The organism is Mesorhizobium qingshengii, from assembly GCF_900103325.1.
Lineage (GTDB): Bacteria > Pseudomonadota > Alphaproteobacteria > Rhizobiales > Rhizobiaceae > Mesorhizobium > Mesorhizobium qingshengii.
The window spans coordinates 243189-267464 of sequence record NZ_FMXM01000009.1 but is presented as its reverse complement, the minus strand read 5'-3'; the positions used below and the strand labels follow the sequence as shown (position 1 = coordinate 267464).

18 protein-coding genes and 1 pseudogene are annotated in these 24276 nt (G+C 64.1%); 9 read left to right on the top strand and 10 right to left on the bottom strand.

The features are described from left to right. Positions 1–290 (top strand): IS30 family transposase (locus BLS48_RS16970; RefSeq protein ID WP_143019440.1); only part of this gene is annotated, 290 nt, incomplete at its 5' end. A gap of 56 nt (positions 291–346) precedes the next feature. Here BLS48_RS16970 and rpoD read toward each other — a convergent pair. The 3 genes from rpoD to BLS48_RS16955 form a co-directional block, all read right to left on the bottom strand. Further along, positions 347–2368, bottom strand: a complete 2022-nt coding sequence (gene rpoD / locus BLS48_RS16965; protein WP_091579413.1) for an RNA polymerase sigma factor RpoD — start codon at positions 2366–2368, stop codon at positions 347–349. Between the two features lie 452 nt (positions 2369–2820). Beyond that, the gene (gene dnaG, locus BLS48_RS16960) at positions 2821–4782 is read right to left on the bottom strand and encodes a DNA primase (RefSeq protein ID WP_091579410.1); all 1962 of its coding nucleotides are present in this window, start codon (positions 4780–4782) and stop codon (positions 2821–2823) included. Positions 4783–4937: 155 nt separating this feature from the next. Continuing rightward, a complete protein-coding gene (locus BLS48_RS16955; protein ID WP_091579408.1) occupies positions 4938–5306 on the bottom strand; it encodes an RcnB family protein in 369 nt (122 codons plus the stop codon). Positions 5307–5693: 387 nt separating this feature from the next. On the opposite strand from BLS48_RS16955, the gene BLS48_RS16950 reads away from it, so the two are divergent. The 3 genes from BLS48_RS16950 to BLS48_RS16940 all read left to right on the top strand — a co-directional run bounded on the left by BLS48_RS16950 (position 5694) and on the right by BLS48_RS16940 (position 9014). Then, positions 5694–7358 (top strand): Na/Pi cotransporter family protein, encoded by a 1665-nt coding sequence (locus BLS48_RS16950; protein WP_091579405.1) that lies wholly within the window; start codon positions 5694–5696, stop codon positions 7356–7358. A gap of 106 nt (positions 7359–7464) precedes the next feature. Further along, positions 7465–7674 carry a DUF2061 domain-containing protein gene (locus BLS48_RS16945; RefSeq protein WP_091579402.1) on the top strand — a complete coding sequence of 70 codons (210 nt, stop codon included), beginning with the start codon at positions 7465–7467 and terminating at the stop codon, positions 7672–7674. 155 nt (positions 7675–7829) lie between these two features. Beyond that, complete coding sequence (locus tag BLS48_RS16940) at positions 7830–9014, top strand: MFS transporter (RefSeq protein ID WP_091579400.1); 1185 nt, start codon at positions 7830–7832, stop codon at positions 9012–9014. A 23-nt stretch (positions 9015–9037) separates the two neighbouring features. Here BLS48_RS16940 and BLS48_RS16935 read toward each other — a convergent pair whose 3' ends face one another. Further along, on the bottom strand, positions 9038–10579 hold the full coding sequence (locus BLS48_RS16935; RefSeq protein ID WP_143019439.1) for a hypothetical protein: 1542 nt from the start codon (positions 10577–10579) through the stop codon (positions 9038–9040). Positions 10580–10742: 163 nt separating this feature from the next. After that, positions 10743–12998, bottom strand: a complete 2256-nt coding sequence (locus BLS48_RS16930; RefSeq protein WP_091579506.1) for a heavy metal translocating P-type ATPase — start codon at positions 12996–12998, stop codon at positions 10743–10745. 107 nt (positions 12999–13105) lie between these two features. Here BLS48_RS16930 and BLS48_RS16925 point away from each other — a divergent pair, with 107 nt between their 5' ends. Then, a complete protein-coding gene (locus BLS48_RS16925) occupies positions 13106–13522 on the top strand; it encodes a MerR family transcriptional regulator (RefSeq protein WP_091579394.1) in 417 nt (138 codons plus the stop codon). A 3-nt stretch (positions 13523–13525) separates the two neighbouring features. Further along, the gene (locus tag BLS48_RS16920) at positions 13526–14563 is read left to right on the top strand and encodes a DmpA family aminopeptidase (protein WP_091579391.1); all 1038 of its coding nucleotides are present in this window, start codon (positions 13526–13528) and stop codon (positions 14561–14563) included. Between the two features lie 6 nt (positions 14564–14569). Here the strand turns inward: BLS48_RS16920 and BLS48_RS16915 are convergent, their stop codons facing one another. Next, on the bottom strand, positions 14570–15127 hold the full coding sequence (locus BLS48_RS16915; RefSeq protein WP_091579388.1) for a GNAT family N-acetyltransferase: 558 nt from the start codon (positions 15125–15127) through the stop codon (positions 14570–14572). 186 nt (positions 15128–15313) lie between these two features. Continuing rightward, the gene (gene katG, locus BLS48_RS16910) at positions 15314–17509 is read right to left on the bottom strand and encodes a catalase/peroxidase HPI (RefSeq protein WP_091579386.1); all 2196 of its coding nucleotides are present in this window, start codon (positions 17507–17509) and stop codon (positions 15314–15316) included. Positions 17510–17824: 315 nt separating this feature from the next. Between katG and BLS48_RS16905 the strand changes: the two genes are divergently transcribed. Beyond that, complete coding sequence (locus BLS48_RS16905) at positions 17825–18778, top strand: hydrogen peroxide-inducible genes activator (RefSeq protein WP_091579383.1); 954 nt, start codon at positions 17825–17827, stop codon at positions 18776–18778. A gap of 19 nt (positions 18779–18797) precedes the next feature. Here the strand turns inward: BLS48_RS16905 and BLS48_RS16900 are convergent. Further along, positions 18798–19512: pseudogene (locus tag BLS48_RS16900) on the bottom strand (DNA helicase). 317 nt (positions 19513–19829) lie between these two features. On the opposite strand from BLS48_RS16900, the gene BLS48_RS16895 reads away from it, so the two are divergent. Further along, positions 19830–20831 carry a hypothetical protein gene (locus BLS48_RS16895; protein ID WP_091579380.1) on the top strand — a complete coding sequence of 334 codons (1002 nt, stop codon included), beginning with the start codon at positions 19830–19832 and terminating at the stop codon, positions 20829–20831. 144 nt (positions 20832–20975) lie between these two features. Here BLS48_RS16895 and BLS48_RS16890 read toward each other — a convergent pair whose 3' ends face one another. Next, a complete protein-coding gene (locus tag BLS48_RS16890) occupies positions 20976–21425 on the bottom strand; it encodes a GatB/YqeY domain-containing protein (protein ID WP_091579503.1) in 450 nt (149 codons plus the stop codon). A gap of 277 nt (positions 21426–21702) precedes the next feature. Here BLS48_RS16890 and carA point away from each other — a divergent pair, with 277 nt between their 5' ends. After that, complete coding sequence (carA, locus tag BLS48_RS16885; protein ID WP_091579378.1) at positions 21703–22908, top strand: glutamine-hydrolyzing carbamoyl-phosphate synthase small subunit; 1206 nt, start codon at positions 21703–21705, stop codon at positions 22906–22908. A gap of 31 nt (positions 22909–22939) precedes the next feature. Here the strand turns inward: carA and BLS48_RS16880 are convergent, their stop codons facing one another. Beyond that, entirely contained in the window at positions 22940–24205 is a 1266-nt protein-coding gene (locus BLS48_RS16880; protein ID WP_091579375.1) for a TCR/Tet family MFS transporter, read from the bottom strand. Positions 24206–24276 lie beyond the last annotated feature (71 nt).

Sequence of the window (24276 nt, the reverse complement as noted above, 5' to 3'; positions counted from 1 at the left end):
AGTTGCGGCGCTCGTTGACATGGGACCAGGGCAAGGAGATGGCTCGGCACAAGAGCTTCACCGTTGCCACCGACCTACAGGTCTACTTCTGCGATCCGCGCAGTCCCTGGCAGCGCGGCAGCAACGAAAATACCAACGGTCTGCTCAGGCAGTATTTCCCCAGAGCTACCAACTTCTCCCACGTCTCGCAGGACCAACTCAACGCCGTTGCCCTGCGGCTCAATCAGCGCCCCCGAAAAATCCTGGACTTCGAAACGCCCGCCGATAGGCTACAGAAGGTGTTGCAATGACCTATTGAACCCACCGCGCCATTGGCGCCCTTCAAATCGTGGTTGTTCGTGAAATATCAGCTGTCGAGGAAGCTGCGCAGCTTGCGGCTCCGGCTCGGGTGCTTGAGCTTGCGCAGCGCCTTGGCTTCGATCTGGCGGATGCGTTCGCGGGTGACCGAGAACTGCTGGCCGACCTCTTCCAGCGTGTGATCGGTGTTCATGCCGATGCCGAAGCGCATTCTGAGCACGCGCTCCTCGCGCGGCGTCAGCGAGGCCAGCACGCGCGTCGTGGTTTCGCGCAGATTGGCCTGGATCGCCGCGTCGATCGGCAGGATCGCCATCTTGTCCTCGATGAAATCGCCCAGATGCGAATCCTCCTCGTCGCCGACCGGCGTTTCGAGCGAGATCGGCTCCTTGGCGATCTTCAACACCTTGCGCACTTTTTCGAGTGGCATGGCGAGCTTTTCGGCCAGTTCCTCCGGCGTCGGCTCGCGGCCGATCTCGTGCAGCATCTGGCGCGAGGTGCGCACGATCTTGTTGATCGTTTCGATCATGTGCACCGGAATGCGGATGGTGCGTGCCTGGTCGGCGATCGAACGCGTGATCGCCTGCCGGATCCACCATGTCGCGTAGGTCGAGAACTTGTAGCCGCGGCGGTATTCGAATTTGTCGACCGCCTTCATCAGGCCGATATTGCCTTCCTGGATCAGGTCGAGGAACTGCAGGCCGCGATTGGTGTATTTCTTGGCGATCGAGATGACGAGGCGCAGATTGGCCTCGACCATTTCCTTCTTGGCGATCGCCGCTTCGCGCTCGCCCTTCTGCACCTGGTTGACGATCTTGCGGAATTCCAGGATCGAGATCGCGGTTTCGGTCGCCAGATGCTGGATCTCGGCGCGCAGGTCGCGGATGGCGTCCTTCTCGTTCTTGGTGAATTCCTTCCAGCCGCGCGAGGTCAGGTTGCCGATCGAGCGCGTCCAGTTCGGGTCGAGCTCCGAGCCCTGATATTCCTTCAGGAACTCCTCACGGCGCACGCCATAGCTTTCGGCCAGCCTGAGCAGCTTGCCTTCATTCTGCACCAGGCGCTTGTTGATGTCGTAGAGCTGCTCGACCAGCGCCTCGATGCGCGCCGTGTTGAGCGACAGCGACTTCACCGCCTTGATCAGCTGGTCCTTCAGCTCCTTCAGCCGGCGGTCCTGGCTGGGCGACAGCGTGCCGGCGGCGGCCAGCCGGTTCTCGACCTGCTGGTCCTGCAGCTTGCGCAGCTTCTTGTAGGTGTCGGCGATGACGTCGAGCGTCTCCATCACCTGCGGGCGCAGTTCTGCTTCCATCGCCGCCAGCGACAGGCTCGCCTCGTCCTCGTCTTCCTCGTCGTCATCGACCAGGCCGCGCGTGTCGGCGCCGACATTGGTGATGTCGTCTTCCTCGTCGCGCGAACGGCGCGGCTTTTCCTCGACCTTGGCCTCCTCGATGCGCTCGACCACCGGCGCCTGCTTGGCTTCGGGGCCGGCATAGGTGGCTTCGAGATCGATGATCTCGCGCAGCAGGATCTTCGATTCGTTGAGCTCGTCGCGCCAGATGATGATCGCCTGGAAGGTCAGCGGGCTTTCGCACAGGCCCGCGATCATCGTCTCGCGGCCGGCCTCGATGCGCTTGGCGATGGCGATTTCGCCTTCGCGCGACAGAAGCTCGACCGAGCCCATCTCGCGCAGATACATGCGCACCGGATCGTCGGTGCGGTCGGTCGGCTCTTTCTTGGTGGTGGTGGCGGCAACGGCGGTGCCGGTCTGCTCAGCCAGTTCGTTGGCGTCTTCCTCGGCGTCGGCGGCGGTATCACCGCCTTCCGGCTCCTCGCCCTGCTCGTCGTCCTCGACCACGTTGATGCCCATGTCGGACAGCATCGCCATCGTGTCCTCGATCTGCTCGGAGGTGACTTCCTCCGACGGCAGCACCGAATTCAGCTCGTCCATGGTGACATAGCCGCGCTTCTTGGCGGCCTTGATCATCTTCTTGACAGCATCATCGGAAAGGTCGAGCAGAGGGCCATCGGTGGCGCCTTCGCGTTCGGTTTCGACCTCTTCCTTTTCCTTTGTCGCCATAGTCTTTTTCTTCTCCTAGCGGCCGAACATCGAGGCCGCGTAAGCTGCCGAACCAGTCAAATCGGATGCGCTCGCTTGTGAACGCGCTTCACCGGGCCAGTAACTGCATCTACGTTAAGTCCAGATTAACCCTGATATCTGTGGCAGGCAGCCTACCTGTCCAGTGACCAGTACCTCACATCGCTGCATTTCCCGTCGACGCGGGTGCGGGTTAACGTTTCGAATCGACCTGATTCCGCCATTCTGTCTGAAGGTCAAGCGCCTCTCGCATGATTCGCATGAAAAAAGCGAATCAATTACCCGACTTAGCCCGCCACGCGCCGATCGCACGCGCAACAACGCTTTCACATTTCACTCTTCGTGCCTGAGCCGATTCCGCCCCGGTGGGCCGGAATCGGCTCTATCTTTCTTTTGGTGGAAGCATGATGTTTCCCACTTTTCGGGATCATGCTCTAAGCCCGCCCGGCCCTGCCCGAGGACACGCCGAATCCTTCGATCAGCGCTTCCGTCGCCTGTACATCCTGAAATTGCGCCTGAATTTCGATCAGGTGCCGATAGTTTTCGTCCGTGGGATCGGTGGCGAGCGCCGCTTCCGCCTGTTTCAGCTCCTTATGTAAGGTACGCGCGCTGCGCTGCAAGTGCAGCGCCTGGCTGAAAGCGTCGCGGGCATCTTCGAGCGCGGCGGTCTCCAGCGCCGGCCACTGCCGCGCCCGCCGGATCAGGCCGACGGCGCGCTCCCAGATCTCGGCACAGCCGGCGCGCTCGATTGTCGCGATCACGGCGTGGCGGTCATTGGCCATGTCATGCGCCATCGCGTCGAGAATGGCGGCGTGCAGCCGCTGCAGGTCGGAGTTGGCGAGATCAAGAAACTCGATATGAGCGAAATTCTCGTCGATCAGCGCCGGATGGTTGACCAGCGCGACGATGATCGTCGCCTCACGCATCGACATCCCCTCACTGCCGCGTTTGACCAGCGCCGACTGGCCGAGGCTTTGAGTGATCGCGATGCGGCCGCCACCGCTCTTGGCGAACTGTCCGCCGGGTGCGGCCGCCTTGCCCTGGCCGCGCTCGCCTGGCCGGCCGCCATCTTGACGCCCATGGCGCGCACCGCGCTGCGAACCGAAGAAGCTCAGCACGCGCTCGCGCATCTCCTGTTGATAGTGGTAGCGCAGGCTTTCGTCGCGGATGCGGCTGGTCAGCTCGCGCAGCGTCTTCTCCAGCTCCGCCCGCCGCTCCGGCGTGTCGAAGACGCCGCCCGCCGTCTCGCGCATCCACAGAAGGTCGACCAGCGGCCTCGCGTCGGCCAGTACGGCCCGGAACGCGTCCGGCCCCTCGGCCTTGACCAGATCGTCGGGATCCTTGCCTTCCGGCAGCAGCGCGAAGCGCGCCGAGCGGCCGGCCTGCACCGACGGCAGCGCCATGTCGGCGGCCCGCCACGCCGCCTTCAGCCCGGCCTTGTCGCCATCGAAGCACAGCATCGGTTCCGGCGCCATGCGCCAAAGCAGCTCGAGCTGGTTTTCTGTCAGCGCGGTACCGAGTGGCGCCACGACATTCTCGAAGCCGGCCTGCGCCAGCGCGATCACGTCCATGTAGCCTTCGACGGCGATGACCGTGCCGCCCTTGGCCAGCGCCCCCTTGGCCATCGCTTGGCGGGCGCGGGCGAAATTATAAAGCACATTGCCCTTGTGGAAGAGCTCGGTGTCGGGCGAGTTCATGTATTTGGCCAAGGCATCGGGCGCCAGCGCCCGCCCGCCGAAGGCGATGATCTTGCCGCGCGAATCCGGGATTGGGAACATGATGCGGTCGCGGAACCAGTCATAGGAAACCGGAATGTCGTCGCCGTGGCGCACCAGCCCGCAGGCCTCGATGTCGGCCTTCGGAACGCCTTTGGCGGCGAGATGCTCCTTCAATGCATTGCGGCTGTCGGGCGCGAAGCCGAGCCGGAACGATTGCTGCGTCGCCGGTGTCAGCCCACGGTCGCGCAGATAGGCGCGGGCTTTCGCCCCTTCAGGCCCTTGCAGCCGTTCCTGGAAGAAGACGGTCGCCATCTCCATGACGTCGGTCAGGCTGGCGCGTTCCTTCTCGCGCCGCTCCTCCTGCGCATCGCGAACAGGCATCGGCACGCCGGCCATGTCGGCGATCTTCTCGACCGCTTCGGGAAAGCTCATCCCGTCGAGTTCGGTGAGGAACTTGAAATGATCGCCCGAGACCGAGCAGCCGAAACAATGGTAGCGGCCCTTCTTGTCCTCGCAGTGGAAGGACGGGCTCTTCTCGCCATGAAACGGGCAGCAGGCCCAATAATCGCCACGCGGCGCGTTGGTCTTCTTCCTGTCCCACGCGACACGCTGGCCGATAACCGATGAAATCGGCACGCGGTCGCGTATCTCGTCGAGGAAGGCGGGCGGAAAGCGCATCGGGTAACTCGTTTCCCGCTCATATAATCATGCCTGTCGGGGCCGACGACCCCTAATGCGGACCATACCCGGTTTCCACAGGGCAAAAAAGAAGGCGGCCTTTGCGGGCCACCTTCTCTTTTCAGTTCCAGGCCGGTTGCTGGCCTGGCCGGGATTTACTGCGCGGCGAGTGCGCCGAAGATGATGCCGGAGACAATGCCGACCAGAACATAGTCGTTGCCGACGCGGATCCATTCCTGGCCGCGGCCGGGGCGATGCAGGCCGTAGCGGCCATAGTCGCGGATCGGCTGATGACGCTTCCAGCTCGAATATTTCTGGCCATAGCGCCAGTGGTTGCGCTTCACGACGACCTTCTTCTTGAAGACGCGCTTCTTCACATCGGCGTGGTGGCCGGGCTTCTGCCAGTCGACCTGGCTGTAGTTCGACTGCGGAGCGCTAGGGGCATTCATCGGCGCGGCCTGGCCGGTGAGCGACGTGGCAGCCAGCATCGTGAAAGCGAGGGCGGAAAGGACAATGCGTTTCATGAGAAGTCTCCTTGGTTGTCGATGCCCAAGGGATAGTCGCCGCAGGATGAACCGAAACTGAATACCAGAATTACAATTATGTAATGAATTCATTAGTTTACCGTGGAGAATTGAACATCGTCGCAAAGCCAGGCGCCAAAGGCGTGGCAACCCGGCCGATCCGCGGCGCGACCGCGGCTTGGCAATGCAACCATCTGCGCGTCCGTCCATTTTCCGACACGGCCTGTCGCGCCGCAACGGACCCTTGAAATCGACAAGATTTTATTATCCGGCTAAAATATTCGAGCTATTATCGACGACTGTTATGATCATGATTCGTAATCCTGTTTTTCACCTCGTTCGCCACGCTCATCGCGTCGCGTCCCCTGCCTGCGTGCGGGCGCCGCAATGAGCGGTTCCGTCGTCCTTCTGCATCTGGCCGGCGCGGTGGCGCTGATGCTGTTTGCCACCCGCATGGTGAAGACCGGCGTCGAACGCGCCTATGGCGACGTGCTGCGCCACAAATTGCGCGCCACCATGCGCAATCCGATCATGGCGGTGCTGGCCGGCACCGGCCTCGCCATCGCCCTGCAGAGCTCCACCGCCGTCACGCTGCTGGTTGGCTCCTTCGCCGGCTCCGGCATCGTCTCGGGCGCCGCCGGCCAGCTTGCCGTGCGCGGCGCCGAGATCGGCTCGGCGCTGGTGGTCAAGCTGCTCACCTTCGATCTCACGCTGCTGGTGCCGCTCTGCCTGATCACCGGCACGGTGATGTTCATGGCCACCGAGCGGCGCGACTGGCGCCAGTCCGGCCGCATCCTGGTCGGCATCGGCCTTTTGATCCTGTCGCTGGAAATGATCGGCCAGGCATCGGAGCCGCTGCGCAACAGCCAGCTCCTGCCGGTCATCATCAATTACTTTTCCAGCGATTCCATCACCGCCTATCTGCTGGCGGCACTGATCACCTGGCTGTTCCAGTCGAGCATCGCGGCGGTTCTCCTGATGGCAACGCTGGCCGGCCGTGGCCTGATCACGCCGGAACTCGGCGTCGTTCTCATCCTCGGCGTCAATCTCGGTTCTTCGATCATCGCGCCGATGCTGACCCGCTCGTCGAGCCCCGAAGTGCGTGTCGTCCCGATCGGCAACCTCTTGATGCGCGGGCTTGGCTCGCTGGTCATGCTGATCGTGGTCATGATCTTCAGGCCGCACTTCGCCTTCCTCGGTTCGACGGCGGCCGACCAGATCGTCAACGCCCACATCCTGTTCAATGTGCTGATCCTTCTGGCCGGCCTGCCGCTGGCCGGGTTCGTCTACCGCGCCTCGGAGAAGATCGTCGCGCTGGGCACCAGGCCGGCGCCGGCCGGCACGCTCGACATTGTCGAGCTGTCGGCGCTCAACGAAAGCGCGCTCGACGTGCCGAGCCAGGCTCTGGCCAACGCCACCCGCGAGGTGGTGCGGGTCTGCGAGACGGTCGAGATCATGCTCAAGCGTATCATCGAGCTCTATGAGAGCGCCGACGCCGACAAGATCAAGGCTCTGGCAGCCCTTGACGACCGTGTCGACCGCAAGCACGCGGCGATCAAGCTCTATCTGGCCAAGGTCACCAAGAACCCGCTGACCGAGGACGAGGCGCTGCGCTGCCAGGAGTTGATCGGCGCCTGCGTCAAGCTGGAGCAGGTCGGCGACATCATCGTGCGCAACATGCTGGTGCATGTGAAGAAGAAGCTCGACCGCGGGCTGGAATTCACCGACGAAGGCTGGCGCGAACTGTGCGCCTTCCACGCCTCGGTGCTCGCCAATGCGCGGCTTGCCTTCAACGTGCTGGTATCGCGCGATCCCGAAACCGCCCGCCAGCTGGTGCTGGAAAAGGACCAGCTGCGCGATCGCGAAAAGGAAACCAGCGCCAGCCATTTCGTGCGTCTGCGCGACGGCACCGCCAAGAGCGTCGAGACCAGCTCGATCCACCTCGACACCATCCGCGACTTGAAGCAGATCAACTCCCTGCTCGCCTCGATGGCCTATCCCGTGCTGGAAGAGCGTGGCCTGCTCACCGGGTCGCGGCTGAAGGCGAGCTGATTCACAGCCATCGCGCGCCCGTCCTCGTTTCGGCGGCAAAATATCTTTGCTCTGTTTCCATCAGTCGGGATAAGGGTCGGTTGGCCCAGCCTTTCGGAGGAAATCGATGGACACCCATTCGCGCAGTTTCGCCAAGGCGCTTTCCTGGCGCGTGACCGGCACCATTGACACGATGATCATTTCGCTGGTCGTGACCGGAAGCCTCAAGCTCGCCGCCACCATCGGCCTGACCGAGGTCGTCACCAAATCGCTGCTCTACTATTTCCACGAACGGGCGTGGCTCAGGATTCCATATGGACGCAAGACCCCGGCGTAACGACCCCGGCGCGACGGGGCGCCGCCTTGCCCAGCCACCGCGCGGTGGTGACACGCGAATCGATCAAGAAAAGCTAAAGCGGCGTCCATAATTTCTGGATTGCCCGCGAGGCCCATCCATGGTTTGAGGCCCGCACTCGAGGATCGCTCCCCGCCATGTCGCTTCCGCTCATCGCCCTGTTCATCGCCGCCTTCGCGTTCGGCACCACCGAATTCGTCATCGCCGGCGTGTTGCCGCAAGTGGCGGAAGGGCTTGGCGTTTCGGTCCCCTCCGCCGGCTATCTCGTCTCCGGCTACGCCTGCGGCATCGCCATCGGCGGCCCGCTGCTGGCGCTCGCCACCAAATCGCTGTCGCGCAAGACCTTGCTGCTCGGCCTCGCCCTCGCCTTCACCATCGGCCAGGCGGCCTGCGCGCTGGCGCCCGACTTCACCTCGATGCTGCTTTTGCGCATTGCCGTTGCGGTAGCGCATGGCGCCTATTTCGGCGTCGCCATGGTGGTCGCGGTCGGCCTTGTGCGCGAGGACCAGCGCGGCATGGCGGTCGCCGTCATCCTGTCGGGCCTCACCGTCTCCAACGTCATCGGCGTGCCGGCGGGTACCGCGATCGGCAACATCTGGGGCTGGCGCGCGACCTTCTGGGTGATGTGCGCGCTTGGCGTGGCGGCAACGCTTGCCATGGCGGCGCTTCTGCCGCGCACCACGGGATCGTCGGCCAAGCCCACCGGCCTTGCCCGTGAGGTTCGCGTGCTGGCGCGACAGCAGGTCTGGACCTCGCTGATCCTCATGCTGATGCTGATGATCGGCCAGTTCGGACTGTTCACCTACATCACGCCGACACTGCTGGAGGTCACCGGCCTCGACGAGGGCTTGGTGCCCTGGGTACTGCTGCTCAACGGCGTCGGTGCCACGCTCGGCGTCTTCCTCGGCGGCAAGCTCTCCGACTGGAAGCTTATGCCGTCGCTGATCACCATGCTGGCCCTGCAGGCAGTGACGCTTGCCGTCATCTATGCCGTCAGCCCCTATCCGGTGCCGATGGTTGTCGCCATCATCGTCTGGGGCGGTCTCAACTTCGCCATCGGCACGCCGATCCAGACCCGCATCCTGGCCTGGACGGCCGACGCCTCGAACCTCGCCTCGTCGCTCATTCCGTCAGGCTTCAATGTCGGCATCGCGCTGGCCGCGTCGCTGGGCGCCGCCATGCTCAATGCCGGCTTCGGCTACCGCAGCCTGCCATTGCTTGGCGCTTTCGCGATGCTGGTCGCCGTCGCGGTGGCGCTCGGCTCGTATGTCTGGGAGTGGCGCAGCAACGCCACGCCGCCGCTGACGGCCGCTGCGGAATAGCGCACGAGACAACCTGCTTCAACTCATTTGAACTTGGCAAGCGGGTCAAGGTTGGGTCGTATCATGCGGCATGCCACCGCCGACTGACCAACAGCCTCGTCGGTGCCCTCGGAAATCACGCAGGAATGGCCGGGACCGCCACCTGGCATCGGCACACCCTTGGCCAGCACGAACTGTACGGCATGCGCGCCGGCCAGACCGGCAGGGAACCGGGGTATGGGCCGCGCGATCCTGAACACACCCGGCTTGAGCTGTTCCAGATGGCCGCTATGGACCAGTTGCGAAAGCCCGAATTCCTGCGGCAGCACCTCGTATGGCTTTACCGGTTCGCTGGCGACGACGCTGGCCGGATCGAAGCGGACCAGTCCCCTGGGTGTGAAGCGCAACCCGCTGTTCCAGCTCGCCGCGTCGAAATCTGCGGGCGCCACGCGCGACGACGCGGTCGGCGCCAGGTTTTCGAACGTCATGTCCGGCAAGGACACACTGGAAAGGCTGTAGATGCCGCCAACATGGTCGACATCATCGCCCAGCCTGGCCTCGAAGGTCTTTCTGGCCTGTGCTGTCTCGCGCGTACCGGATTTGTAGAAATAGTTCATGCAGGTCTGCCCGGCCTTGCCGGCGAAGGACACCCGATCCCTGGCGAGCCCGACGACGCCGGAGTGCGCACCGCCCCGGGGCGCGGCAACGACCAGTTTTTCAACCCGCTCCACGGCTCCGGACACCGCCCAGATCTGTGCTTCATAGCTGGTTGCGACAATGTAGAGCGGCGTCTTCCCGGGCTGGATGGTTATGCTCGACGTGGTGGTCTCGTCATCGGGGTTGCCGGCATGGACATTGGCCATGGCATCGCCTTCATAGGTGCCCAGCAGTACTGTTTCGGCCGCGGCGGAGGGGCGCGGGAAGTCACATGAGGCGATGTCGTTTGACCGCTCGGAAACAACGGTTCGCCTGACAGCTTGGGGAATCCGCGCGGCGACTTTCGCAATCTCATCCCTGGACAGAATGGTGTTGCCGTCCAGATCGATGGACCGGAACACGGTCATTGCCTGTTCCATGATCTGGGATGCTGTCACCTTGCTGCCATCGCCCAGGGCCAGGTAGTCGGAAAGATTGCCACGCCCGGCGGGTTGTGGTGCCGCCTTGGCATTCATGTAGGCTTCCAGAACGGATATGTTTCCGTCGCCATCGGCATCCGCCAAGAGCAAGGCTTTGGAGAGCAAAACGATGACGCTTCCATCGGGCCGGGCACGAAGCTCCTCTATTTCGGCCTTGGAGACGATCCCGTCCTGGTTCAGGTCAAGCTTGATGAATTGCCCGAGGGTCGCCGTCTTGGCGGCGGCCTCACCGCGCGCGCCCAGACGGTCGACCATTTCGCGCGTCAGTGTGCCCTCGCTGCCCGCGCCGGTTCTGAACGGCGACATCACGGTCAGCAGGAAGGCCTCCAGCGTCTGCCCTTCACGCAGGCCACGCGCCATGGCAAGGGGATAAGGCTCCTGCTTCATATCAGCCAAGGCCACGGATGACAGGCAGCCTGCGGCCAACCCCAAGACTACGCCAAGTTTCATCTCGCCTCCGGCACAGGTTCAGGCCTGCAACTGTAGAACGAATGAATTGCACGCATATGGCGAAAACCGCTCCGGTTTTCGACGCCGCGTCAGCAAAGTGCTAACCAACATCGCCCAACCGACGGATCGGAGGCGCGGCCCAGAGGCCGCCGCCGAGTAGCCTTCACCCCCGCCAGCGCAGCAAGCGCATGGCGTTAGCGGTCACCAGCACGGTGGCGCCGGTGTCGGCCAGAATCGCCGGCCACAGGCCGGTGATGCCGGCAATGGTGGTGACCAGGAACACCGCCTTCAGCCCGAGCGCCACGGTGATGTTCTGGCTGATATTGGCCATCACCGCCCGCGACAGCCGCACCATGCGCGCGACATCAGTGACGCGGCCATGCAGGATCGCCGCGTCAGCCGTTTCCAATGCCACATCGGTGCCGCCGCCCATGGCGATGCCGATATCGGCGGCGGCCAGCGCCGGCGCGTCGTTGATGCCGTCGCCGACCTTGGCCACTTTCAGCCCCTCGCGCTGCAATTCACCGACGATGCGCTGCTTGTCCTGAGGCAACAGCTCTGCCCGCGCCTCGATGCCGAGCAAAGCGGCAATGGCTTGCGCCGTGCGGCGGTTGTCGCCGGTCAGCATCACCGCGCGGATGCCTTCGGCCTTCAGCGCGATGATGCCGGCCGCCGCATCCGGCCTCGGCTCGTCGCGCATGGCGATCAGCCCTGCCACCACCCCATCGGCAACCAGCACCGAGACGGTCTTGCCCTGGCCGTTGAGGCTGTCGATGGCAAGGCGTTGCGCTTCGGTCATCACCACGCGCTCGCTCGCCGCCTGGCCGGAGCCAAGGAAGACGGCGACGCCGCCGACGCTGCCTTCGACACCCTTGCCTGGGATCGCCTTGGCAACCAGTGCCGGCGGCACCGGCGCCTTGTCGGCCTTGGCCCTGTCCAGGATGGCCGTCGCCAGCGGATGGCTGGAGCCCTGCTCCAGTCCCGCCGCCAGCGCCAGCACGGTCCGTTCATCGCCCCCATACGCCACAATGTCGGTCACCACCGGCTTGCCCGCGGTCAGCGTGCCGGTCTTGTCGAAGGCGACGGCGGTGATCCGACGAAAGCCTTCCAGCACCGCGCCGCCCTTCATCAACAGGCCACGCCGCGCGCCGGTCGCCAGACCCGCGGCGATCGCCGCCGGCGTCGAGATGACCAGCGCGCAGGGGCAGCCGATCAGCAGGATCGCCAGGCCCTTGTAGATCCATTCGTTCCAGTCACCGCCGGCGACGAGCGGTGGCAGCAGTGCCACCAGCGCACCGACCGCCAGCACCCCCGGCGTATAGTACCGCGAGAAACGGTCGATGAAGCGCTCGGTCGGCGCCTTGGATTCCTGCGCCTCCTCCACCAGACGCACCACCCGGGCGATGGTGTTGTCGGCGGCGGCGGCGCTGACCCGAACCTTGAGCACGCCGTCGCTGCTGATCGTACCGGCGAAGACGGCTTCCGCGATTCCCTTGCGCTTCGGCGTGCTCTCGCCGGTCACCGGCGCCTCGTCGATATCGCTCGACCCTTCGACGATCTCGCCATCGGCCGGAATGCGGTCACCCGGCCGCACCACGATCACGTCGCCGACCACAAGCAGGTCGGCGGGAACTTCGATCGTGCCGTTCGGCCGCTCGACCAGCGCCGTCTTCGGCACCAGGTCGGCAAGCCCCTGGATGCTGGCCCGCGCGCGGCCGGCGGCGACACCTTCCAGGAGTTCGCCGATCAGGAACAGCACCACCACAGCGGCCGCTTCTTCCGTGGCGCCGATCACCACGGCGCCGGCGGCGGCAATGGTCATCAGCGTCTCGATCGAGAACGGCGTACCAGCCAATGCCGCCATCAGCGCGCGCCGCGCGATCGGCACCAGGCCGACCAGCAGCGCGGCCAGGAAAACCCAGCGCTCGGCCACAGGGAACAAATGGCCGATGCCGAAAGCGGCAACAAGCGCTGCCGCGCAAGCCTGCGTCAGCACCGCGCGGCGGGAGCGCCACCATGCCTGCCCCGGCTCGGCATCGCCGTGGAGATGAGATGAGCCCGCGGCCTCCTTGGCGACCTGTTGGCCGCCATGGTCATGGCGCCTGTGATCGTGGCCTTCATCGTCATGGTCGGCATGGTCATGCGCCTTGGCCGCCGGCGATGCGCGTCCATCGGTCCCGGCTTCGGCCTTGACGATGCCGTAGCCCAGCCGCGCCACCTGCTGCAGCACCTTGTCGTCGTTGAGCGAGCCGCCGTGGCTGACGGTCATGCTGGCGCCGGTCACGGAAACCGAGACATCGGCGACGCCGTCGAGGCGGCGCACCGCCGTATCGATCTTGGCCGCGCAGGAGGCGCAGTCCATGCCGCCGATCCTGAACCGCGTCTGCCTGAATGGTGTTTGCTCGTGGGGAGCCGTCATCACGTCACCTGTCTGTCGCGCTGGCGAACCATCTGCCCGCATGTCTTGAACCTTGATGTCAGTCACTATAATTGCTCTAGTCACTAGAGCTTCAAGAGGCAGCATTCATGTTTTCGATCGGTGATCTCTCCCGCCGCACCGGGGTCAAGGTGCCGACCATCCGCTACTACGAGCAGATGGGCCTGGTCGCGGCGCCCGAGCGCTCGGAAGGCAACCAGCGCCGCTATTCCAGGCAGGAGCTGGAGCGGTTGGCCTTCATCCGTCACGCCCGCGACCTCGGCTTTGCCGTCGAGGACATCCGCTCGCTGATCGAATTGAGCGGCCACCCCGAGCAGCCCTGCGGCCACGCCGACCGGATCGCCGAGGAACAACTGATTTCCGTGCGGGAAAAGATCGCCCAGCTGAAGCGGCTGGAAACCGAGCTGGAGCGCATCACCTCTTGCTGCGACGGCAAGACGGTCGGCGACTGCTACGTCATCCGCGCGCTGTCCGACCACGCGCTGTGTGCCGACGAGCACATCTGACACATGACCAGGACTGTCGTTGACTACCGCTTGACCTGCGGCATCCTGCCGGCGGGCGCTCATAACGCGATCACCGACGTGCCTGGCGTACGCGTCGGTCACTGCACACTCCGCAACGGCGACATCAACACCGGTGTGACCGCGATCCTGCCGCATGGCGGGAATCTGTTTCGCGAGAAGGTGATGGCGGCAAGCCATGTCATCAACGGTTTCGGCAAGACTGTCGGCCTGACGCAGGTGCAGGAACTCGGCACCATCGAAACGCCGATCCTGTTGACCAACACGCTCTCGGTCGGCATCTGCGCCACGGCGCTGATCCGCGACGCGATCCGCCTGAACCCGGATATCGGCCGCTCCACCGGAACCGTCAATCCGCTGGTCGGCGAATGCAATGATGGCCCGCTCAACGATATCCAGGCTCTGGCGATAACCGAGGAGCACGCCCTCGCCGCGCTGGCGGACGCCCACGAAGGCGAGGTCGAACAGGGCAATGTCGGCGCCGGGACGGGGATGAGCTGCTTCGGTTTCAAGGGCGGCATCGGCTCGGCGTCGCGAAAGATCACTCTGGCTGGCGAACGCCATCTTGGCGTTCTCGTCCTGTCGAATTTCGGCAAGGCCGGCGACCTTACTCTGCCCGATGGGCGCAGGCCCGATCCCAGGCAACCGGACCAGCCCGAACGCGGCTCGATCATGGTGGTGCTGGCAACCGACGTGCCGCTCGAACACCGCCAGCTCGAGAGAGTGGCGCGCCGCGCCGGAGCAGGCATCGCCAGGCTTGGCTCCTTCTGGGGCCATGGCAGCGGCGATATCGCCATAGCCTTCAGCACCGGCAATTTGGTCGATCACCATGAAACCCGCGACCTGGTGCCGATGGTGACCCTGAACGAAGCGCGCATCGACTTGCTTTTCCGGGCGGCGACCGAGGCCACGCAGGAAGCCGTGCTGAACTCCATGCTTTCAGCCGACGCCTTCACGGGCCGGGCCGGTTCGCATCGCGCGTCGCTCGCCGACTGGCTGCGCGATCAGGCCGAAAGGCGATAAGGCGAGCTACAGCTCGATCCGGAACCGCAGGCTCTCCGCCCCGCCATAGGCGGCGTCCTCGAAAAAGCGCCCGACGAGCTTGCCGCCATTGGCCAGGATCACCTTGTGCGACGCCGGATTGCCCGGCTTGGCGGTGATCTCGACATGGACCAGGCCGACCGCCCTCGCCTCGTCCAGCATCAGCCGCAGCGCTTCGGTCGCATAGCCGCGCCGCCGCTTCCAAGGCACCACCGCGTAGCCGATATGGCCAAGCACATGCGGCGGCAGCTCTGCCGTGCCCGGTTGCCAGCGTAAGCCGATCGAGCCAGCGGCCTCGCCATCCCAGATCCAGCGGCGGAAGCCCGGCAGGCGCGGCACTTGCTTGCCGTCGGGCAAGGTGATCGGGCCGCCCCTGGCTTCGGGATCGTCGAGGTCGGCGAGAAAGGCCAGTGGATCCTTTTCAATCGCGGCAAGCTGCTCGCGCGTCGCTTCGAGCAGCCGCACATTGTCCGGCGACCAGCCGCGCTCGAGTGCTGCCTTGTAGGATGGCAGATGCTCAAGCGCGGGTTTGACGATTTCGACCATGTTGCACCGGCGGAGACGCTTGCCGACAGAATAGCAGCGCCGCTCGGGAAGGAACGTACCACCGGGGCGTAGCTTCTTGCGACAGGGCCGCGTTCCCATCGCTGGAAACGCGGCCCTGGTCTATGTCGCCGGAGCCGTCGGCACCCTGACGCGGCTGTTGAGCCGCGCCGGATTGCATTTGCCGGCTCAGGCGATGTCGAAGCGGTCGGCGTTCATCACCTTGGTCCATGCCACGACGAAATCGCGGGCGAACTTCGCCTTGGCGTCCGCAGTCGCGTAGACCTCGGCCAGCGCACGCAGCTGCGAGTGCGAGCCGAAGATGAGGTCGGCGCGGGTACCGGTCCACTTGACTTCGCCGGTCTTGCGGTCGCGGCCTTCGAACACGTCCTTGGCGTCCGATGTCGCCTTCCACTCCGTGCCCATGTCGAGCAGGTTGACGAAGAAGTCGTTGCTCAGCGTTTCCGGCCGCCTGGTGAAGACGCCATGCTTCGACTGCCCGGCATTGGCGCCGAGAACGCGCAGGCCGCCGACCAGAACGGTCATCTCCGGCGCCGTCAGCGTCAGCAGCTGCGCGCGGTCGACCAGCGCCTCCTCGACGGTCAGCCGCTGCTTGCCGCTGACATAGTTGCGGAAGCCGTCGACGGTCGGTTCAAGCGGCGCGAAGGAATGGATGTCCGTCTGCTCCTGCGAGGCGTCCATGCGGCCCGGCCAGAAGGGGACGTCCACGCTGTGACCGGCATCCTTCGCGGCTTTCTCGATGGCGGCATTGCCCCCGAGAACGATCAGGTCGGCAAGCGAGACCTTCTTGTTGCCGGTCTGCGAGGCATTGAAGTCCTTGGCAATGGCTTCGAGCTTGTCGAGCACCTTGGCGAGTTCGGCCGGCTGGTTGACCGCCCAGTCCTTCTGCGGTGCCAGGCGAATGCGAGCGCCGTTGGCGCCGCCGCGCTTGTCGGAGCCACGGAAGGTCGAAGCCGACGCCCACGCCGCCGAGACAAGCTGCGATACCGACAGGCCGGACGCCAGGATCTTGGCCTTGAGCGCTTCGGCATCCTGTTCGTCGATCAGCACATGATCGACCGCCGGAATGACGTCCTGCCAGGGCAGCTCTTCCTTCGGCACGAGCGGGCCGAGATAGCGGGCGAGCGGGCCCATGTCGCGGTGGGTCAGCTTGTACCAGGCACGCGCGAACGCGTCGGCGAACTGATCCGGGTTTTCGTGGAAGCGCTTCGAGATCGTCGCGTAGGAAGGATCAAACCGCAGCGCGAGGTCGGTGGTCAGCATCGAAGGCGCATGACGCTTTCCAGGATTATGCGCATCCGGCACCGTGCCGGCGCCCGCGCCGCCCTTCGGCGTCCACTGATGCGCGCCGGCCGGGCTCTTGGTCAGTTCCCATTCGAAGCCGAACAGATTGTCGAAGAAATTGTTGCTCCACTTGGTCGGCGTCGTTGTCCAGGTCACTTCCAGGCCGCTGCCGATGGCGTCGGCGCCCTTGCCGGTGCCGAACTTGCTGGCCCAGCCGAGGCCCTGCAGCTCGATATCGGCGGCTTCCGGCTCGGCGCCGACAAGGGCTGCATCGCCCGCGCCGTGGGTCTTGCCGAAGGTATGGCCGCCGGCGATGAGCGCGACGGTCTCCTCGTCATTCATGGCCATGCGGGCAAAAGTATCGCGAATGTCGCGCGCCGAGGCCAGCGGATCCGGATTGCCGTTAGGGCCTTCCGGGTTGACGTAGATCAGACCCATCTGCACGGCGGCGAGCGGGTTCTGCAGGTCGCGGTCGCCAGCGTAGCGCTCGTCGGCCAGCCACTTGCCTTCCGGACCCCAGTAGATGTCCTGCTCGGGCTCCCAGACGTCGGCGCGGCCGCCGGCGAAGCCGAAGGTCTTGAAGCCCATCGATTCCAGCGCGACGTTGCCGGTGAGGATCAGAAGGTCGGCCCAGGAGATCTTGCGGCCGTATTTCTGCTTGATCGGCCACAACAGCCGGCGGGCCTTGTCGAGATTGACGTTGTCCGGCCAGCTGTTCAGCGGCGCGAAGCGCTGCTGGCCGGCACCGGCGCCGCCACGACCGTCGGCGATGCGGTAGGTGCCGGCACTGTGCCACGCCATGCGGACGAACAGCGGCCCGTAATGGCCGAAGTCGGCCGGCCACCATTCCTGCGAATCCGTCATCAGCGCATGCAGGTCCTTGATCACGGCGTCGAGGTCGAGGCTCTTGAACTCCTCGGAATAGTCGAACGCCTCCCCCATCGGATCGGACAGCGGCGACTGCTGATGGAGAACCTGGACATTGAGCTGATTCGGCCACCAGTCGCGGTTGACCCTGCCAACGGCAGTGTGCACGATCGGGCATTTGCCCTTGCTGTTGTCGTCGGTGTTGGCGTCCATGTCTTTCTCCGATCGTGGCTGTGTTGGGCGGTGCCTCAACTGCTGCGTGAACAAGGGTCAGGAATGCCCTTGGAAGACGGTCCGCTCCATGGCCGGCGCAATGGCCAGGAGCCCGAATATGCAAAATGTCCTACTGCCGGGAGCTTGCCTTGGACAAGACTGTCTTGAAAACAAAACAGGCCCGATCGCACCACTCATGCCCATGAGATCGGGCCTGTGTGACACCGGCTGCTCCTATCTCCCTTGCATCTCCTATAGCAAACGAGCTTGATTAGTTTAAGTTGGATTTCCTGATTACAGCGATAAGATGACATTATGGCGAACCTGACGCTGAAGCAGTTGCGCTATTTCGAAGCGCTGGCGCGACATAACCACTTCGGTCGCGCGGCGGATGCCTGTGCGATCTCGCAACCTGCGATCTCGGTGCAGATCAAGGAATTGGAAGAGACGCTGGGCACGGAGCTTTTCGAAAGAGGCGCGCGCCAGGTCCGGCTGACCAATTTCGGCGAGGAATTCGCGCTCCGCGTCCGCGACATCCTGCGTTCGGTGGACGAACTGGCGGACCTGGCGCGGGCCTCGCGCGACCATTTGGTGGGACGGCTGCGCATCGGCGTGATCCCGACGATCGCGCCATATCTTCTGCCCGCCATCATCGGCAACCTCGCCCGCATGCATGATGGCCTCGATATCCACGTGCGTGAGACGCAGACGCAGAAGCTGATCCAGGAGCTGGCCGACGGCCGGCTCGACGCGGCCATTGTCGCGCTGCCGGTGTCGGAACCTTCACTGTCGGAAATCGTGCTGTTCGCCGAGAACTTCGTGCTGGTCCGGCCCGGCGAAGACGAGGGCAAGCCGGTACCCAATCGCGAAATGCTGCGCGAGATGCGGCTGCTCCTGCTGGAAGAAGGCCATTGCTTCCGTGACCAGGCGCTGTCGTTCTGCAACATGCATTCGGCGCGACCAAGGGAGTTGCTGGACGGCAGCTCGCTTTCGACCCTCGTCCAGATGGTCGGCGCCGGCGTCGGCGTCACCTTGATCCCGGAAATGGCCGTGCCGGTGGAGACACGCTCGGCATCTGTCTCCATCGCCCGCTTCGCCAGCCCGCAGCCCTCGCGAACGATCGGCATGATCTGGCGCAAGACAAGCCCGATCGCCAGGCAGCTCCTGAGAATTTCCGAAGTGGTTCGCCAGTCGGCCGACGCAATGCGCGAGCAGCACGATCCGGCACCGGTCGCGCAGCCCCTCAACCTGCCGGCGGCAGCGCAATGAGGGCTGCCGGACCAGATCGTCAGCGCGCTGCCTGGAACCTGATTTCACCCTTGTTCAGGAAACACGTCTTGTTGAACAGCGACAGATCCAGCGGGTTCGGCAACCGGACATCGCCGATATCGGGACACGGCTTCGTCGCCGGATTGTATGAGCGGTCGATCTGAGAGATGAAGACGAGGATCAATCCCCTGTCGCGCGCAAAGGCCTTCAGCGTGCGGACCTGCGCCATCAGGTCCGGGTTTTCCCGCTTCTGATCGAGCAGTTGCAGATAATCTATGACGACCAGCGTGCCGCGCGGCGCCACCCGCAACGCCCTGACGATGTCAGTCGGCACTGATCGCGTCGGAATTGTCGAATTCGAACAAGTGGTTGAAATGCGCCGGCTCCACACCGATGGCGCGAAACCGGTCCAGCACATCCTTTTGCGTATATTCCAACGTGAAGAAAACACCCCGATTGCCGGACTTCATGGCCTCCACCGCGAGTTCGAGGCTCATAAGGGTCTTGCCGTGCCCTGGTCGCGCGCCGACCAGAACCAGGTCGCCGGGCGCCAGTTGCGCGAACAATCCGCCGGCAGGCGCCGTTTCGGCTGCCTTGCCTGCAAGCAGGCTCCAGCTGGCAAAGCCTTCTTGTGCCGCAACACGATCAAGCGCCTCGTGGAGCGGAATCTTGCCCTCGCGGGACAACAATCTGGCTTGACGCTTCAGATGGTGGACAGGCGCGGATAGCTTCATCACAACCTCCTGGTGCGAGCCTTTTTCGCAACCCCTCCTTATGCCTGGTGCTCGAACAGTCGGTTCGGTGATCGGATAGCCCTGCATGAATGATGCTTTCCCGGTGGAGGGAGGAGGCGCGGGCCGCGCCAGAATCAAATCATAGCCCAATTCTTGAAGATCGAAAATCGAGGATGTTCACAGCGGGCAATTTCGGCATCGGCGTGCGGTGCGCTGAACAAGATGTGTTTCGCCGATTGGCGCGAGGCCATTTATGATCGATTCATGGCGGCAACCCGCAAGGAACCGCAAAACGGCCTCGACAGGAGAATGATCCGGTGCGGTTGAGATCTGTCCCGCTTGGTGTCGTCACCGGCCTCGTCCTCGTCGTTATCGCCTTGACGGCATCAGTCCGGTCCTTTGCCGCATTGCAGCCATCGGGCGTTCCGGCATGGCTGCAGGTCCATGTCGGCGAAGGCGAAGGTCAAATCGCACAAGTGGTGCTTGAGCGGGCCCGCGCGCTTTACCTGAAGAAGGTGGGAGAAGGCGCCGTCAAGAATCCCTGCTACTTCGCCATGGACGCGACACGCCCCGGCGATCTGGGCAATGGCGAACTGGGCCGCCGCTACTACATCATCTGCGAAGCCAACCAGTCGTTTCGCGCGGTTTCGGCGGGTCACGGCGGCGGCCGGAACTTGAAAGGCGTCGTCGATTTCGCGAATGGAAGACGGTGCGCGAAGAACTTCGGCAACGCGATGGATTCGGAATTGACGGCCGGCGGGGCCTACATGACCGGCGAGGAAAAAACGTCGTTCAAGGGCTACTACCGCGTCGGGGCGAAACAGGACGCGGTTTTCCAGCGCACCTTCGTGCAATTTGACGGCGAAGGCGAAACCGCCAATGCCAGACAGCGGGTGATCGGCGGCCACGCGGCCCAGGTGCTGCGCGGCATGTGTCTTCGGAAAAGTCCGAACCGCTCATACGCCGACCATGATGGTTACGTGCCGTTTGGCAAGCTGGTGGACTATGCCGGCGGCCGCAGCAATGGCTGCACCAGTTGGTCACCGGCGGACGCGGAGCGGATCGTCCCGATGGTGAAGGACAATCCGACCACGCTCTATATCTATCCTGAATCACGCGACATCGCCGCCGTCGCCCAAGCGGCGGCGACCGGTCGTTCGCTGTCAGGCGCCGGGCCCTATTGGAATGCATCCTGCCTGAAGGAAATCGGCTCTCCGAAATTTTGGCCGCGAAAAACCCTCGAGCCAATCATCGCGCAGTACAAGAAGGATCATCCGGCACCGCCGCCCCAGCCGGTGCCGATTTGCAAGGAACCTTGAAGTTCGCGCTCCGATAGACCGCGAACCTCACGCACTGTGTTGGCTAGGCGCTCCCGTTCAGCGCAGAAAATCGAGCACGGCATGAACTCTGCGGAGTATTCAATGTTCGACAGGTGAACCGCCGGCAGAGAGCGGGAAATCGCCCTACTGCAGCAGGCCCTTGACGATGCCGCTCGCCTTGCCGAAATCCATCTGGCCGGCATATTTCTGCTTCAGCGCGGCGATCACCTTGCCCATGTCTTTCTGGCTGGCGGCTCCTGTCGCCGCGATCGCCTCGCGCGCCGCCGCCGCTATTGCCGCATCGTCGAGCTGTGTCGGCAGGAAGTCGCGGATGATCTCCATCTCGCCGCGCTCCTGCGCGGCCAGCTCAGGCCGCTTGCCGTCGTCGAATGCCTTGGCCGATTCCTCGCGCTGCTTCACCATCTTGGCCAGAATCTGCAGGATCTCCTCGTCGCTGGACGGCTGCTTGCCGGCGCCGCGATTGGCGATGTCGCGGTCGTGGATGGCGGCCTGGATCAGCCGCAGCGTCGGCAGCCGGTGCTTGTCCTGCGCCTTCATCGCGCTCTTCAGGGATTCGGCGATTTTTCCGCGCATGGTGCTTTCTCCTTCGATCGGCGCGGACAATAGCGCCGGGGACAAGCCAACGCAAACCCTGATATGTCAGGGCAAGCCTCTGATATTGCTTGATGAAATAAATCCAAGCGGCATTTCGCATCATCATTGACCGCTCTGCCCCGTTCCCCTATGTACTGGGCCTTGCATGAACTGAAGATTAGGTGCGTGGAAGCCGCGAATTCGCTGCTTTGCGCGGTTTGCTGCGCGGATGGCCTGCCGGGCCGATTGAAACGCACAGCCCGATAGGAGTGCCGCTATGGCCGAGATGACGCCCGCCTGGACCACCGACAAGCCGACCGCCCTTCTGGTGCTGGCCGACGGCACCGTCATCGAGGGTCGCGGCCTGGGCGCCACCGGCTCCGCCGTCGCCGAAGTCTGCTTCAACACCGCGCTGACCGGCTATCAGGAGATCCTCACCGACCCGTCCTATGCCGGTCAGATCGTCACCTTCACATTCCCGCATATCGGCAACATCGGCACCAATGACGAGGACATCGAGGATCTGAATCCGGCCGTCCGCGCCGGCGCCGTCGGTGCGGTGTTCAAGGCCGATGTCACCAACCCCTCCAACTATCGCGCCGGCGCCGGCCTCGACCAGTGGCTGAAGAAGCGCGGCATCGTTGCCCTGTCGGGCATCGACACCCGCGCGCTGACCGCGCTGATCCGCGAAAAGGGCATGCCGAACGCCGTTATCGCGCATGCGCCCGACGGCGTGTTCGACCTCGACGATCTGAAGCGCCGCGCCGCCGCGTGGTCCGGCCTGATCGGGCTCGATCTCGCCAAGGAGGTCACCTCGGGCCAGTCCTCCGTCTGGCGCGAGACGCCATGGGTGTGGAACGAAGGCTTTGGCGAGCAGGACGCGCCGTCCATGCATGTCGTGGCCATCGACTATGGCGTCAAGCGCAACATATTGCGCCTGCTCGCCGGTCTCGGCGCCAAGGTCACCGTGGTGCCGGCCAGCACCGGCGCCGAGGAGATCCTCGCCATGCAGCCGGATGGCATCTTCCTCTCCAACGGCCCCGGCGATCCGGAAGCCACCGGCGACTATGCTGTGCCGGTCATCCAGGACCTGCTCAAGACCGACATCCCGGTGTTCGGCATCTGCCTCGGCCACCAGATGCTGGCGCTGGCGCTGGGCGGCAAGACCGCCAAGATGCATCAGGGCCATCACGGCGCCAACCATCCGGTCAAGGACCACACGACAGGCAAGGTCGAGATCGTCTCGATGAACCATGGCTTTGCCGTCGACGCCGACTCGCTGCCCGAGGGCGTCGAGGAAACCCATGTCTCGCTGTTCGACGGCTCGAACTGCGGCATCGCGCTCACCGGCCGTCCGGTGTTCTCGGTCCAGCATCACCCCGAGGCCTCGCCCGGCCCGCAGGATTCGCACTATCTGTTCCGCCGCTTCGTCAACCTGATCCGCCAAAAGCGCGGCGAGGAATTGCTGGCCGAGCGGGCTTAGCTCGATCCGTTAGCGCTGCCCCCCTCACGGTTCATATCTGTGCTCCGTCTTTCGCCACCCCGGTCGTGACATTTCCGAGCGCCGCCGGCCTGGCCACTTTCGTGATGAAGACGAGGAGCGCCAGCATCAGGAAACATGCGCCGACGAGATAGGGCGCGCCATCGAACACGACCGGCGCGTTCGACCCCGTGAACCAGGAAAAGATCGCCGTATAGAGCAGCGGCGTGATGATCGAGGTTATCGAGAAGATCGAGGTCATCGCACCCTGCAGTTCGCCCTGCGCCGAAGGCGGCACCTTGGCGGCGGCAAGGCTCCTGAGCGGCGGGTCGGCCAGCGCTTCGAGACAGCCGACGACGATCACCGCATAAATCATCCAGCCTTGCGACGCGAAGGCGTAGCCAAAGGCGCTGAGCGCGGTGAACGCGAGACCGATTGCCGCCGTCTTCCACTCGCCAAGCCTGGGGATCACGCGCGGCAGGACCGTCGCCATGACGATCGCCCCGCACAGGCCGAAGGCACCGAGCGAAAAGCCGATCTGCTGCTCGCTCCAGCCATAGCGGTAATTGGAGACGAACGACCACACCGCGGGATACATCATGTGCCCAAGCGTCATCAGGAAGAAGACAAGCCCGATCCAGCCAATGCCTTCATACCTGCGCATCTGGAGAAGCGTGCCGACCGGATTGGCGCGTTTCCACTCGAAGCGGCGGCGGTGCTTGTTATCAAGCGTTTCCGGAAGGAAGAACAGCGCGATCAGGAAATTCGCGAAGGCAAGGCCGGCGGCAAAATAGAACGGTACGCGAGGCCCGAACGTGCCGAGCAGCCCGCCCAGAACCGGCCCGATGACGAAGCCGACGCCAAAAGCCATCCCGAGCAGGCCGAAATTCTTCGCCCGGTTCTCATCGGTCGAAATGTCAGCGATGAAGGCCGATGTCGTCGAATAGCTGGCGCCCGAAATGCCGGCCAGCACGCGCCCTATGAACAGCATCGAGTAGGACCAGGCGACGGCGCAGATCAGATTGTCGATAGCGAACGTCAGCACGGAAGCGAGCAGGATCGGCCGCCGTCCGAACCGGTCGCTCAACCCTCCCATGACGGGCGCGAAGAAGAACTGCATGGCCGCATAGACGAAGAACAGCCAGCCGCCTTCGATCGCCGCCTCGCTGATGCCGACGCCGGTCAACTCCCTGAGATAGGCGGGCAGCACCGGCATGATGATGCCGAAGCCGATAATGTCGAGCAGCAGCGTGGTGAAAACAAGCGCGAGGCCCCGCCTGGCGGTTTTGGGGTCGATCATAGTGGGTCAAGCTCCTCTGCTCGCCCTGGGGCGCAGGCGGACGCACCTTATAGGCGAGCCCGCCGCAAGGA